The following is a 13,563-nucleotide window of genomic DNA, read 5'->3' as shown; positions in this document are numbered from 1 at the left end:
GGCGAAGACGTGCCGATGATGGCAGATGCCAACCAACAGTGGGACTTCACCACTGCGTTGCGGGCCGGACGCCAACTCGATGAATTGGGTTTGGTTTGGTTGGAAGAGCCCCTGAGTGCTTACGATTACGCCGGCCATGCCATGCTCTCGGAGCGGCTGGATACGCCCATCGCGAGCGGTGAGATGCTCAGCAGTCTTTCCGAGTGCGCGGAACTGGTCCGTCACCGCTCAGTGACTTTCATGCAAGCCGACGCACCCCGCATTGGGGGCATCACGCCGTTCCTGAAAATCGCCACCATCTCCGATTTGGCCAGGCTCAAGCTCGCCCCGCATTTCGTGATGGAAATCCATATCCACCTGGGTTGTGCCTATCCACACGAGGCATGGGTGGAGCACATCGAATGGTTGGAGCCAGCCTTCAATGAGCGGCTGCAAATCCGAAACGGTCGGATGATGCTGCCGGATAGGCCAGGCTTGGGCTTCACTCTTTCCGACGAGGCGTTGACATGGCGTGAAGGCCTTCACCGCATCTCAACCTGAAAGGTGTCTTCTGTGCACCACTATCTTTAATTTGAACAGAGGTGTCACGACACCGGCAACCATTGACCCCTATGAAAGCACCCACTGTTCGCACCATGCGCGTCATCCCCGTGGCGGGACGCGAGGCGGTGCAAGGCGGCGGCCGCCTGCAGTTTAAAAACGGCAACCTGCGTGTGCCCCGCTTTCCCGGGCTGGGCGTGAGCATCGACCCCACGGCATTGGCACGCCTGCACGACAACTGCCTGCACTGCGGCATTCGCAACCGCGATGACCTGGGGCAAATGCGCCGATGTGCCCCGTCCTTCAAGGGCAAGCAAGCCCGCTATTGAGTTGACCATGAACACACACGCCCGACCCTTGGCCATCCGCATGCACCCACATGACAACGTGGCCATCATCGCCAATGACGGTGGCTTGCCTTCGGGCACTGTCATGCCCGAAGGCGTGGCTCATAGGCTGGTTTTGCGCGACAAGGTGCCGCAGGGGCACAAGGTGGCCTTGGTGGATTTGGCCCAAGGACAGGCCGTGATGCGCTACAACGTGCCGGTGGGCTTCGCGCGCGCAGCCATTGCGGCGGGCAGTTGGGTGCATGAACGCTTGCTCGACATTCCACATGCGCGTGAACTGCAAGGCCTGCCCATGGCCACCGTTGAGCCTGCCCCGCAAGCCCCGCTGGAAGGCTTCACCTTTGAGGGCTTTGTCAACGCAGATGGCTCGGTGGGCACCCGCAATTTGCTGGCCATCACCACCACCGTGCAATGCGTGGCCGGTGTCGTCAAGATCGCGGTCGAACGCATCGAGCGCGAATTGTTGCCGTTGTACCCGAATGTCGATGGCGTGGTGGGTCTGGAGCACAGCTATGGCTGCGGTGTCGCGATTGACGCGCCAGGGGCGGAAATCCCGATCCGAACCCTGCGCCACATCAGCTTGAACCCCAACTTCGGTGGCGAGGTGATGGTGGTGAGTTTGGGTTGCGAAAAACTGCAGCCTCATCGCTTGTTGCCTGCGGGCAGTTTCCCGATCCATGATGTACGCGAGAAAGACCAAGGCCCTGACTTGGTGTGTCTGCAAGACGATGCGCATGTCGGATTCATGTCGATGATCGAGCACATCGTGCAAAGCGCCCGCCCGCACTTGGAAAGGCTGAACGCCCGCCGCCGCCAGACGGCGCCTGCCAGCGCTTTGGTGGTGGGGGTGCAGTGCGGCGGAAGCGACGCATTTTCTGGGGTGACGGCCAACCCGGCGGTGGGCTACATGGCCGATTTGATTGTTCGCGCCGGCGGCACCGTGATGTTTTCAGAGAACACCGAAGTGCGCGACGCCGTGGAGCAACTGACCAGCCGCGCTGCAACGCCGCAGGTGGCCGAGGACATCGTGCGTGAACTCGGCTGGTACGACCAGTACCTTGACCGTGGCCGTGTGGACCGCACCGCCAACACCACGCCCGGCAACAAGGCGGGCGGTTTGTCCAACATCGCCGAAAAAGCCATGGGCTCCATCATCAAGAGCGGCAGCTCGGCCATTGCCAGCGTGTTGGCACCTGGCGACAAGCTCAAGCCTGATCAAAAAGGTTTGGTGTTTGCTGCCACGCCCGCGAGCGATTTCATTTGCGGCACATTGCAGCTGGCCGCAGGCATGAATGTGCATGTGTTCACCACCGGACGCGGCACGCCTTATGGTTTGCAGGCCTGCCCTGTGGTCAAAGTCGCCACCCGGACCGATTTGTCGCGCCGCTGGCATGACCTGATGGACATGAACGCCGGGCGCATAGCTGACGGCGAGATCAGCATCGAAGAAGCCGGCTGGGAACTGTTTCACCAGTTGCTGGCTGTGGCCAGTGGCCGCAAAACCTGGGCCGAGCACTGGAAACTGCACAACGCCTTGGTGCTGTTCAACCCTGCACCCATCACTTAAACCCCGTTGACCCGTTTGATTTTTTGACACAAAACACCTGGAGACCACCATGATGAAAAAACGCCAACTCTTGCTTGCGATCGGCCTTTCTGGCCTGGGCTTGCTCAGCCAGGGCCAAGCCCAGGCGCAAGCCGACTATCCCCGCAAGCCCATCAAAATCGTGGTGCCCTTCCCGGCAGGCGGCACCTCTGATGTGTTGGCCCGCATACTCGGCCAGAAAATGACCGAGAGCTGGGGTCAGCCTGTGGTCATTGAGAACAAGCCCGGCTCCAGCGGCAACCTGGGTGCCGATCTGGTGGCCAAGGCAGCGCCTGATGGCTACACCTTCGTCTTGATGGACGTGGGCAATTTGGTGATCAGCCCGGCTTTGTTCAAATTGCCCTTCAATGTGGCCAATGACTTTGCACCGGTGGCGATGGTGGCTTACTCGCCGCACCTGTTGGCGGTGAGCACCAAGGTCCCCGCCAACACCCCGGCCGAGCTGGTGGCCTACGCCAAAGCCCAAAAGGGCAAGCTCAATTACGCCGTGGCGGCGGGCATGGGCAGCGCCTCGCATCTGGCGGGTGTCATGTACGCGCAGCGCAACGGCATCGAGTGGGGCTATGTACCTTACAAAGGCGGCGCACAAGCCATCACCGACTTGATTGGCGGCCAGGTGGACGTGATGTTCAACGGCATGGTGGCCACCTACCCCCATGTGAAGGCGGGCAAGATCAAGTTGATCGGCATTTCAGGGGTGAAGCGCAATGCGCAAATGCCCGATACCCCCACAGTGGCCGAAAGCCTGCCCGGCTTTTTGACCGGCAGTTTTCAGGGTCTGCTGGCCCCTGCGGGCACGCCCAAAGCTGTCATCGACAAAATGCATGCCGAGGTGCAACGCATTGCGGCCAGCCCTGATGTGCGCGAGCGCTTGACCACGCTGGGTGCCGAACCATCGGCCATGACGCCTACCGAGTTTGGCAACTGGCTCAAAGCGGAAATCCCAGCCATGGCCAAGATCGTGAAGGACGAAAAGATCACGGTGGAGTGATCACCGCAAGGGGGAACATGGCCCCCTCGGTTGACTCAGCCCCATCGCAGGTATCAGGCCTGTGATGGGGTGATGCACCTCATTTGGAAACCGCTTTAACTGCAGCTCACACTGCCGCAACCCGACATGGTCACGTTTTGGATGGCCGAGGGGTCGGCCAGGGTCTCGCTCACGCTGTCAAAACCCACGGACTTGAGGTGTGCCGCCAGCCCGGCGTCCATGCTGTTGGCATGTCCCGGAAACCACTCCGCCAATGCTTCGGCCATGCGGGTGATGATGGTCGTGTCGCTGTCCAGGTAATGCGCTTCGACCACGCGCATGGTCTCCAAAATCGTGGCATGGTGCTCGGCGTGGCAGTTGTCGGCCGAAAAGCCGGTGGCCAACATCCAGCGCTCTTCTTGCGCGAAATGCTCGACCGTGTGGTTCAAAAATTCCTTGTAGACCGGCAGTTGCTGGTCTTCCGGAGTGGCCAAAATCTGGTTGATCATGTCCACAAATTCTTGGTGTGTTTCGTCCATGCGGGCATCGCCCGTATGGAGCGATTCGCTCCAGGGCATCAAGGTGGGGGCGGTGGCAATGGCGGGGGCTGTGTGTGACATGGCTAAAAATCGAGGGTGGTTGCGGTTTCAATTATCCCCTTTCAGTGGCAGCCTTAGGGCCACAGGGGGCGAACGCCCTGTTCAAGGGGTTTGCCTGTGAACACACAGGGCATCTGCATGCCATTAAGCTGTTTGTTTTTAACATTGGATGGTTGAGACAACACCATGGACTCCGTCACACAAATCCTGTTGGGTGCCTCGGTGGGTGTAGCCGTCATGGGGCGACGCACTGCGCTTTGGAAGTCCGCCTTGTGGGGCGGTTTGGCAGGCCTGTTGCCTGACCTTGATGTGTTGCTGGACCATGGCGACCCGGTCCTCAACATGATTCGGCACCGGGCCGAGACCCACGCATTGCTTTTGCTCACGCTCTTTGCGTTCCCGATGGCGTGGGTGGTGAGCCGCCTGCACCGTCAGCCCCAACTGTATGCGCGTTGGTGGTGGGCCATCCTGTTGGCGCTGGTCACGCACCCCTTGTTGGACCTGATGACCATTTATGGCACCCAGGTTTTCCAGCCTTTCACCGACGAAGCCTATGGTTTGGGCAGCATCTTCATTGTCGATCCGGTGTACTCATTGCCATTGCTGGCCGGGGTCGTCGCGGCGCTGCGCATCAAAAGCACAGGGCGAGCGCTGCGCATCAATGGCTGGGCGTTGACCTTCAGCACCGCCTATTTGGCCTGGAGTGCTCTGGGGCAAGCTTGGGTCACGCAGCACGCCACAGAGTCTTTGCGTGCGCAAGGACTGCCCAGCCAACAATTGTTGGTCACGCCTGCACCTTTCACCACGGTGTTGTGGCGCGTGGTGGCACTCGATGGGGAACGGTTTCATGAGGGTTTTTATTCCTTCTTGGACGGTGACAAGCCTGTTCGCTTTGTGGCCCATGCGCGGGGAGGTGCTTTGGTAGCACAAAACGACAAGCACCCACAGCTGCAACGTTTGATGCGGTTCACCGACGGCTTTTTCAAAATCGAGCGCGACAACGACCGTTTGGTGGTGACCGACTTGCGCATGGGGCAAGAGCCCGCCTACGTGTTCGCTTTTAACATTGGCCCTTCGCTACGGGAAGGCCAGAACCACGAACCTGCAAAGCAACAAACCCGCCGCATGGATGTTGGGGCGGGCTTGAAGTGGCTGGGTCAGCGGCTGTTGGGGCGGGATGTGCCGCCCCCAGGCTCGCCAGGCGGCTGATGCACGCTGCGAGCAGCGGCAGTTGGCTCAAACCAAGCGGCTGCGGTGCCTTGCAATTTGCAACCGAACCTGGACAGGCGCCGTGCCGCCCAGGGTGTTGCGGGCATTCAAAGACCCTTGCAGGCTGAGGGGGCCAAACACATCGGCTTCGATGCGGTGGTCGAATTTTTGCAGCGTGTCCAGCGGCAGCTCTGACAGGTCCACGCCCAGGCCTTGGGCGGTCTTGACGGCGTGGGCCACCACTTCGTGCGCATCGCGGAAGGGCAGGCCTTTTTTCACCAGGTAGTCGGCCAAATCGGTGGCGGTGGCGTAACCTTTTTTGACGGCCGCTTCCATCGCGGCGGCATTCACCGTGATGCCGCCTTCTTTTTTGCCCGTAGCCGGGTTGACTTGGCCGCCGACCATTTCGCTGAAGATGCGCAGCGTGTCCTTGAGGGTGTCCACCGTGTCAAACAGCGGTTCTTTGTCTTCCTGGTTGTCCTTGTTGTAGGCCAGGGGTTGGCCTTTCATCAGGGTGATCAGGCCCATCAAGTGACCGACCACGCGGCCGGTTTTGCCGCGTGCGAGCTCCGGCACGTCCGGGTTTTTCTTCTGCGGCATGATGGATGAGCCGGTGGTGAAACGGTCGGCGATCTTCACAAAGCCGAAGTTTTGGCTCATCCACAAAATCAACTCTTCGGAGAAGCGGCTGATGTGCACCATGCACAGGGTGGCCGCAGCGGTGAATTCGATGGCGAAGTCGCGGTCGCTCACGCCGTCCAGGCTGTTTTGGCAGACCTGCGGATTGCCAGCCTCATCGACCATGCTCAGTGTGCGGGCCACGCGTTCGCGGTCCAGCGGGTAGGTGGTGCCCGCCAAGGCGGCACTGCCCAAGGGCAGGCGGTTGGTGCGGCGACGCACGTCGCTCATGCGCTCGGCATCCCGGCTGAACATTTCCACATAGGCCAGCAGGTGGTGCGCAAAGCTCACAGGTTGGGCCACTTGAAGGTGGGTAAAGCCCGGCATGATCACCTCGACGTTTTGCTCGGCCACATCGACCAGCGACTTTTGCAGGTCGGCCAACAAGTCGATGATCAGGTCCATCTCGCCGCGCAGCCACAGGCGCACGTCGGTGGCCACTTGGTCGTTGCGGCTGCGGCCCGTGTGCAGACGTTTGCCCGCATCACCCACCAACTGCGTTAGGCGCGCTTCGATGTTCAGGTGCACGTCTTCCAGGTCGAGCTTCCACTCAAACTCGCCAGATTCGATCTCTTGCGTGATTTGGGCCATGCCACGCTGGATGTCGGCCAAGTCGCTGGCACCGATGATGTTTTGCGCCGCCAGCATCTCGGCATGCGCCAGCGAACCCTGGATGTCGGCCTGCCAAAGGCGTTTGTCAAAGAACACGCTGGCGGTGTAGCGCTTGACCAACTCGCTCATGGGTTCAGAAAAGAGCGCGGACCAGGCCTGGGATTTTTTGTCGAGTTGGTTTGTCATAAGCCGATGATTTTATCGGGCTTCAACACGTCTTCGTCTGAGGGGTGAGCTGGGTTCTTTCAGCCCAGCAAAGCCAGCGCCATCGCATGGTAAGCGGGCAGGGTGTGCGGGTCGTTGGCCACGTTGGCCGCGACGGGGTGCGAGGCGTAGCGGGCAATCACCATCTCGGCTTTGGGGTCGATGTAGATGTTTTGCCCATGCACCCCCCGGGCCATGATGGCGCCATGGGGGTTGTGTGAGACCCACCACATGTTGCGGTAGCTCCAGCCTGGCAGGGTCACCGGTCCATTGGGCGCAAAACGTGCAGGGTCAGTGCCTGCAAACGTGTCGGCCACGGCCTGTGCAGGCAGCAATTGTTGGCTTCCAATCCTTCCGTGCTGACGGACCAGTTCGCCAAACCGTGCCAGGTCGCGCAAACCCGTGTTCAAGCCGCCGCCCGCAAAGGCGGTGCCGATCGGGTCCACCGTGTAGCAGGCGTCCAGCTCGGCCCCCATGGGCTGCCAGATGCGTTCGGACAACAGCTTTTCAGTGGGCAGGCCACTGACGCGGCGCACGATCCAGCCCAGCACATCGGTGTTGGCCGTGCGGTAGGTGAACTTGTCGCCATGTTTGCCGAGTTTGCGCACGGTTTTCAGGTAGCCGTAAAAGTCGGTGGGGCCGCTGTAGCCAGGGGGACGGGGCATGACGCCACCGGCACGCATGTGGTTCCAAATTTCAGCTTGGGGGTCGGCATAGTTTTCGGTGTAGTCGATGGCGGTGGTCATGTCCATGACTTGGCGCACGGTGGCGTCGCCAAAGCCGCTGCCCGCGAGTTCGGGGACGTGATGGTCGACCCGCTGCATGTCGTCCAGCGTGCCTTCTGCCACCAAAACAGCGGCCAGCAGACCCATGAATGATTTGCTGACCGACATGGCGATGTGCGCGTGCAAAGGAGTCATCACCCCACCAAAGTGCTCGAAAAGCACCTGCCCCTTGTGCAAGACCAGCAAGGCATCGGTGTAGGTGGCCTCCATCATGTCGGCCCAAGTGCACAAGGTGTTGCTGCCCATGGGGGTGTAACTGACCTGGGGCAGGGCACCACTGGCGTGTGGCAAGGGCGTGGACGGTGCCAAGCCTTTGGACACGCTGGCGGTGGGTACCAGCTGACGGTAGTGCGCAAAGCTCCAGCGCAGTTGCGGAAAGCGGTAGCCGCTGCCGTCATGAACTTGGATGATTTTGTCCGCTGGGGGCGGAGAGCCTTGCATCCAGCCCAGCAGGAGGGGGTCGCAGTCGCTGGCGGCGGGAAAGGTCGGCAAATCGGAGGGCTGGGACATTCAAGGCTTTCAAAAAAGCGTCGGACAGGCCTAGGCGGCAGGTCTCGTGACCATTATGGGTGGCGAAAACCCGCCCTGGAATGCGAAATAACCCGCAGCGTGTGACCGCGCAAGCCCGCTTTCAGCCTGTGTTGCGCAAGCCTGCCGCAATCCCGTTGATCGAGATGTGAATGGGGTGTTCGGTCGAGGCGGTGGTGTGGTGCTGGGTGTCAATTTCGCCTGACATCATGCTAGCATCGCCGGAAAAGACAAAATTACCCATTGCTTTCATTTGGATGGGATCAAATTTTTTTTCAGGACATCCGCCGTGACCGATTCCAAGCAGCCCTCTATCGTCATTGCCACCCGCGAGAGCCGTTTGGCGCTGTGGCAGGCCGAACATGTCAAGTCCTTGCTGGAGGGGCTGGGCTGCTCGGTCAAGTTGCTGGGCATGACCACCCAAGGCGACCAAATTCTCGACCGCAGCCTGTCCAAGGTGGGTGGCAAGGGCTTGTTCGTCAAGGAATTGGAGGTGGCGCTACAAGAGGGGCACGCGGACATTGCGGTGCACTCGCTCAAAGACGTGCCCATGGACATGCCCGAAGGCTTTGAGTTGGCTTGTGTGATGGAACGCGAAGATCCTCGTGACGCCTGGGTTTCTTCAGACTTTGCGCGCTTGGAAGACTTGCCTGCGGGTGCCGTGGTGGGCACGTCCAGCCTGCGCCGCACGGTGCTGCTGCGTGCGCTGCGCCCCGACTTGAATATTGAGCCGCTCAGAGGCAACCTGGACACCCGTCTGCGCAAATTGGACGAAGGCCAATACGCCGGTATTGTGCTGGCGGCTGCGGGCCTCAAGCGTTTGGGCTTGTCCAGTCGCATCCGCCATATTTTTGAAACTGACCAGATGTTGCCCGCGGCTGGGCAGGGCGCTTTGGGCATCGAAATTTGCAGCAACCGCCCCGATTTGCGTGCCCTGCTGGCGCAACTGGCCGATGCGCCCTCTTGGCGCCGTGTAGCGGCCGAGCGAGCGGTGAGCCGCGCCATGGGGGGCAGCTGCTCCATGCCATTGGCCGCGCACGCGACCATCGTGGAGGGTGTCCTCCAGTTGCAAGCGGCTTGGGGTGATCCTGAAGGCGCGGCCACTTTGGTCACCGCCGATGCCCATGCCGCCACGGACGGTCTTCAGGCTGCCGAGGCGCTGGGCCTGAGCGTGGCTCAGGCTTTGCGCGACGGCGGCGCGCATTGATTGCTGGCGCTGACATGGCGCTGGCACCCTCTGCGGCTTCTTCTTTTTCCGCGACCGCCCGGCGCGTCATCGTCACCCGGCCCCAGCGAGAGGCCCGGGCTTGGGCCGATGCCCTGCAGGCACGGGGGGTGCCTTGCGAAACCTTGCCCCTCATCGAGATTGCGGCTTTGCCTGAGCCCTCGGCCTTGGCGGATATGTGGCAGGACGTGCCCTCGCATTTGGCCGTGATGTTTGTCAGCGCCAATGCGGTGCGTTATTGGATGGACGCAAGGCCTGAGGCTTTGGCTTGGGGAGATTGCCGTGCTTGGTCAACAGGCCCTGGCACCCAGGCGGCTTTGTTGGAGGCAGGTTGGCCTGAGGCCTTGATCGACTCTCCCCCTGAGACCAGCGCACAGTTTGACTCAGAAGCCTTGTGGGCTGTGGTGTCTGGGCAGGTGAAAGAGGCGGTGGATTTGGCCATCGCCGATTCAAAAATCCAACCCTCCGTCTTGGTTGTTCGTGGTGCCGACGCACAAGGCCAGCTGGCCGGTCGCGACTGGCTGGCTTTGCAACTGGAAAACGCGGGTCTGAGGGTGTTGCAAGCCGTGGCGTATGTGCGACAAGCACCGGTGTTGACGCCGCCACAATGTGCGCTGGCACACCAAGCCACGCAAGACGGTTCGTGGTATTTGTTCAGCAGCTCCGAGGCAGCGCAGCACTTGCTGCAAATGTGTCCGGATTTGCCCATTGGCCAAGCCCGTGCACTGGCCACCCACCCTCGCATTGCCCAGCGCTTGCTGGCGGCGGGCTGGGGGCGTGTGGAAATCGTCCCTGCCGGCCTCGAAAGCCAAGCCGAGTCTATAAAATCGCTGTTATGAATGTATCGACCCCTGCTGACGACATGACCGTGACCCCCGTGGGGCCAGCGGCTTGGCGTCGCCATGGGTTGCGGTGGTTGGCCCTCGCGATCGCTGGCCTTGCTTTGTTCTTGTCGGTCTTGTTGTGGCAAAAGTTGTCGCGTATTCAAGAACAATTGGCACGGCAAAGCGCCGAAGCGGGCCAGCAATCGTTGGAAGCCAAAGCATGGGCCAAGCAGGCGCAAGAAACCGTCAAAGACAGTGCCGCCCGATTGACCTTGGTCGAAACCCGCTTGGGCGAAGTCGCTTTGCAGCGCAGCCAGTTGGAGGAATTGATCCAAAGCTTGTCGCGTTCGCGCGATGAAAATTTGGTGGTTGACATCGAATCGGCGCTGCGTATGGCCCAGCAACAGACCCTGTTGACAGGCAGTTTCGAGCCCTTGTTGGCGGCGCTCAAATCTGCGCAAACGCGTTTGCAACGGGCTGCCCAGCCCCGGCTGGCCCCTGTGCTCAGGGCTTTGGAAAAAGATCTGGACCGGCTGAGCACGGCCCAAGTTTTCGATTTGCCCGGCTTGTTGATCAAATTGGACGAAGGCGTGGCCTTGGTCGACGGGTTGGTCTTGGCCAACCAAGCTTTGCCCTCATCGGCCATGAAACCCTCTCAGGTCCAGACGCAGCAAGCGGCGGCCCCTTCATGGTGGATCACAAGTCTGTACCAGTTTGCCGATCAGCTCAAGGGCCTGGTGCGCGTGAGCCGCATTGAATCACCAGAAGCCACTTTGTTGTCGCCTGAACAGGGTTTTTTCTTGCGTGAAAACCTCAAGCTCAAATTGCTCAATGCCCGCTTGGGATTGTTGGCCCGACAAAAAGACGCTGCGCGCGCTGACTTGGCCTCGGCGTCAATCATCGTGCGCCGCTATGCCGACGGGTCCTCACGCAAGACGGCACAGATGCTGCAACTGCTCGAGCAATCGGCCGAGCAGTTGAAAGCCAGCGACAGTCCGCGTTTGGAGGGCTCTTTGACGGCCTTGGCCACCGCTGCGGCGGGAAGGTAATCCCATATGCGTGCAGCGTTATGGCTCATCAGCTTGTTCGCTTTGGCGGCGGCAGCGGCTTGGTTGGCGGGTAACAACCAAGGCACGGTGACCTTGTTTCTCTCGCCTTACCGGATTGATTTGTCGCTCAATCTGGTCTTGCTGGTTTTGGGTTTGGTGGTGCTGGTGGTCGTGCTGGCGCAGCAAGCCTTGTCGGCCTTGCTGTCCTTGCCCCAGCAAGCCCAGCGCTGGCGTTTGCAGCAAAAAGAGCGTTCCGCGCATGCGGCCATGCTCGACTCGATCAGCCAGTTCATGGCGGGTCGGTATCTCAGGGCACGCAAGTCTGCGCAAACCGCCCTTGAAAAAGAAGTGTCTCTGCGCGAGGCCGGCTTGGAGTTGGACCATGCGGTGGCTTTGCGCACATTGGCCCACATCATGGCGGCCGAATCGGCGCATGCTTTGCAAGATCGCGCTGTGCGAGAAACGCACTGGCAAGCTGCTTTGAACGCCGCCAAAGAAGCCCCCTCATTGGAGTCGCGGACTTTGAGTGAAGGCATTCAATTGCGTGCGGCGCGTTGGTTGGTGGACGACCGCGATGCCCCCGCAAGTCTGGCGCTTTTGGTGGCCTTGCCATCGGCTGCAGCCCGCCGAATGGTGGCCATGCGGCTGCAACTCAAGGCGGCTCGATTGGCCGGTCAACCTGCAAAGGCTTTGGATACCGCGGTTTTGCTGGCCAAGCACCGCGCATTCACGCCTGCTGCTGCGGACAGTTTGGTGCGCAGCTTGATCTTGACTTGGTTGTCCCACACCCACGATGCCGATGCGGTTCAGCGTGTTTGGCTCAAGTTGAGCCCCAAACAACGCGCCATGCCTGATTTGGTGGCGGAAGCGGCATTGCGTTTTCTGTCTTTGGGGGGGGCTGGTGCGACGGCCAGACTGTGGCTTCAGCCTTTGTGGGAGCCCTTGCAATCTCACAATGCCGGCCAATGGACACCTGATCAACTGGCCCGCATGGTGCAAGCTCTGGAAGCCAGTTGGGCCGATGCCCAAGTCAGCGAAGCCAGGCCATGGTTGGCGCGGGTCGAAGCGGCTCAGCAAGCCCAACCGCAGGATCCACGCTGGCAATACTTGGCAGGCATGCTTTGCCTGCGCCATCAGTTGTGGGGCAAGGCTCAAGGGCTTTTGTCTCAATCCGTCAAGGGCCTTCAAGCGCCGGCCCTCAAACGCAAGGCTTGGTGCGCTTTGGCTGAATTGGCAGAGCAACGCCAGGATCTGCCTGCAGCCTCTGCCGCTTGGAAGCAAGCTGCTCTCGTGGCCCAGCTTGATTTGCGCTGAGCGCATCCGCTGGAGGCACCACTTCCGATGGGATCCGGCGAAAAAAAACCGGGCGATCGGCCCGGTTTGGATCAAGCCTGAGCTTGCAGGTCAGAACGGCAGGTTCATGTCTTTGAGGTCTTTTCGTGTTTCCACCAAAACCAAGGGGCCCTCGCTCACCACCACGGCGGGAGGACGCTCGCGGGGCACGCGGATTGGCTGGGGTTCGGCGGCAATGGCCGCTTGAACCGCAGCCACTTTGTCCGCATCCGAGTTGACCCAAACCAAGCCAGAACCTTGTGCCACTTGCTGCAAGCTGTCGATTTGCAGTGTGTAGTTCGCAACGGCCGGGAATTTGGCCGGTGCTTCCACAACCGGCGCCGAAGTTGCAGCTGCAACGGGCACAGCATCTGCTGTGGCTTCGGCAGCTGGAGAGTCGGTCACGCGGGTGGTTTCGGTCACAGCATCAGCCGGCGTCTCCATGTTGACGGACGCCGTTTGCGCAGCGGCTTGTTGTGCACGCTCAAAGTAAGAGCGTGGTGCTGGGCGGTCGTCGTTTTGTGTTTCTGCCGCAGGCTCAGCCGCACTGGCGTTCAAATCGCCTTGCACTTCTTCGCCAGCATGGTCTGCACGGTTGTCGCTGCCACGTTCACGGCGGTCACGGCCGTAACGGTCACGCGAGCGGCGCTCACGGCGTTCGCCTGTGTTGTCCATGCTCGGGGCTTCCGTTGTCGATGGGACTTCTTGTCCTTGTGCAGCGATCACTTCGGTTGCCGGGGCATTGACGTCGCTGGATGCAGCATCGCCTTGGCGGCTGTCGCCACCGCGGTCCTCCCCACGTTCACGGCGGCCCTCGCTGCTGCGCTCACCGCGTTCACGACGGCCTTCACCACGTGGCGCGCGTTCATTGCGAACTTCGCTGCCATCAGCATTCAACTCTGGCATGGCATCGCTTCGGCCTTCGTTTTTGCTTTCAGCGCGACCATCACGACGACCTTCACGCGGCGCACGTTCGCCTGCAGGACGCTCTGCGCGTTCGCCACGCTCAGAGCGCTCACCGCGTGCAGGGCGAGCTTCGCCTTCACGCAATTCAC

The 13,563-nt window shown here is 60.8% G+C and carries 12 protein-coding genes and 2 pseudogenes; 9 read left to right on the top strand and 5 right to left on the bottom strand.

What is annotated here, in order from left to right; translation table 11 throughout:
• The 4 genes and pseudogenes from Q0O19_RS11455 to Q0O19_RS11440 form a co-directional block, all read left to right on the top strand.
• Positions 1-540, top strand: a 540-nt coding sequence (locus Q0O19_RS11455; protein WP_295523090.1) for an enolase C-terminal domain-like protein, incomplete at its 5' end; no start/stop codon positions are given.
• 122 nt (positions 541-662) lie between these two features.
• A pseudogene (locus tag Q0O19_RS11450) lies at positions 663-869 on the top strand (glucarate dehydratase); the annotation flags it as partial.
• Positions 870-876: 7 nt separating this feature from the next.
• Entirely contained in the window at positions 877-2,454 is a 1,578-nt protein-coding gene (gene garD / locus Q0O19_RS11445) for a galactarate dehydratase (RefSeq protein ID WP_295523086.1), read from the top strand.
• Between the two features lie 49 nt (positions 2,455-2,503).
• Positions 2,504-3,484 carry a tripartite tricarboxylate transporter substrate binding protein gene (locus Q0O19_RS11440; protein WP_295523084.1) on the top strand — a complete coding sequence of 327 codons (981 nt, stop codon included), beginning with the start codon at positions 2,504-2,506 and terminating at the stop codon, positions 3,482-3,484.
• A gap of 95 nt (positions 3,485-3,579) precedes the next feature.
• Here Q0O19_RS11440 and Q0O19_RS11435 read toward each other — a convergent pair whose 3' ends face one another.
• Positions 3,580-4,083 (bottom strand): hemerythrin domain-containing protein, encoded by a 504-nt coding sequence (locus tag Q0O19_RS11435; RefSeq protein ID WP_295523082.1) that lies wholly within the window; start codon positions 4,081-4,083, stop codon positions 3,580-3,582.
• A gap of 165 nt (positions 4,084-4,248) precedes the next feature.
• Here Q0O19_RS11435 and Q0O19_RS11430 point away from each other — a divergent pair, with 165 nt between their 5' ends.
• On the top strand, positions 4,249-5,271 hold the full coding sequence (locus Q0O19_RS11430; protein ID WP_295523080.1) for a metal-dependent hydrolase: 1,023 nt from the start codon (positions 4,249-4,251) through the stop codon (positions 5,269-5,271).
• Between the two features lie 27 nt (positions 5,272-5,298).
• Here the strand turns inward: Q0O19_RS11430 and argH are convergent, their stop codons facing one another.
• The 3 genes from argH to Q0O19_RS14015 all read right to left on the bottom strand — a co-directional run bounded on the left by argH (position 5,299) and on the right by Q0O19_RS14015 (position 8,286).
• The gene (gene argH / locus Q0O19_RS11425; RefSeq protein WP_295523079.1) at positions 5,299-6,747 is read right to left on the bottom strand and encodes an argininosuccinate lyase; all 1,449 of its coding nucleotides are present in this window, start codon (positions 6,745-6,747) and stop codon (positions 5,299-5,301) included.
• 59 nt (positions 6,748-6,806) lie between these two features.
• A complete protein-coding gene (locus Q0O19_RS11420) occupies positions 6,807-8,060 on the bottom strand; it encodes a serine hydrolase (protein ID WP_295523077.1) in 1,254 nt (417 codons plus the stop codon).
• A gap of 121 nt (positions 8,061-8,181) precedes the next feature.
• Positions 8,182-8,286 carry a phosphoenolpyruvate carboxylase gene (locus Q0O19_RS14015; protein WP_366939074.1) on the bottom strand — a complete coding sequence of 35 codons (105 nt, stop codon included), beginning with the start codon at positions 8,284-8,286 and terminating at the stop codon, positions 8,182-8,184.
• Between the two features lie 81 nt (positions 8,287-8,367).
• Here Q0O19_RS14015 and hemC point away from each other — a divergent pair, with 81 nt between their 5' ends.
• Genes hemC through Q0O19_RS11400 form a run of 4 tightly spaced genes read left to right on the top strand, consistent with a single transcriptional unit; the run spans position 8,368 to position 12,490 of the window.
• Entirely contained in the window at positions 8,368-9,285 is a 918-nt protein-coding gene (gene hemC, locus Q0O19_RS11415; protein WP_295523075.1) for a hydroxymethylbilane synthase, read from the top strand.
• A gap of 14 nt (positions 9,286-9,299) precedes the next feature.
• A complete protein-coding gene (locus Q0O19_RS11410) occupies positions 9,300-10,142 on the top strand; it encodes a uroporphyrinogen-III synthase (RefSeq protein WP_295523073.1) in 843 nt (280 codons plus the stop codon).
• A 23-nt stretch (positions 10,143-10,165) separates the two neighbouring features.
• Positions 10,166-11,176, top strand: coding sequence for a uroporphyrinogen-III C-methyltransferase (locus Q0O19_RS11405; RefSeq protein WP_295523071.1), 1,011 nt, complete (start codon positions 10,166-10,168; stop codon positions 11,174-11,176).
• A gap of 6 nt (positions 11,177-11,182) precedes the next feature.
• A complete protein-coding gene (locus Q0O19_RS11400; RefSeq protein WP_295523069.1) occupies positions 11,183-12,490 on the top strand; it encodes a heme biosynthesis HemY N-terminal domain-containing protein in 1,308 nt (435 codons plus the stop codon).
• Positions 12,491-12,580: 90 nt separating this feature from the next.
• Here Q0O19_RS11400 and Q0O19_RS11395 read toward each other — a convergent pair.
• Positions 12,581-13,563, bottom strand: a pseudogene (locus tag Q0O19_RS11395) (ribonuclease E/G); the annotation flags it as partial.

The sequence above is a fragment of the Limnohabitans sp. Rim8 genome (assembly GCF_945869175.1).
Classification (GTDB): Bacteria; Pseudomonadota; Gammaproteobacteria; order Burkholderiales; family Burkholderiaceae_C; genus Limnohabitans_A.
The sequence above is the reverse complement of the archived record's forward strand: the minus strand, read 5'-3'. Positions and strand labels throughout refer to the sequence as shown.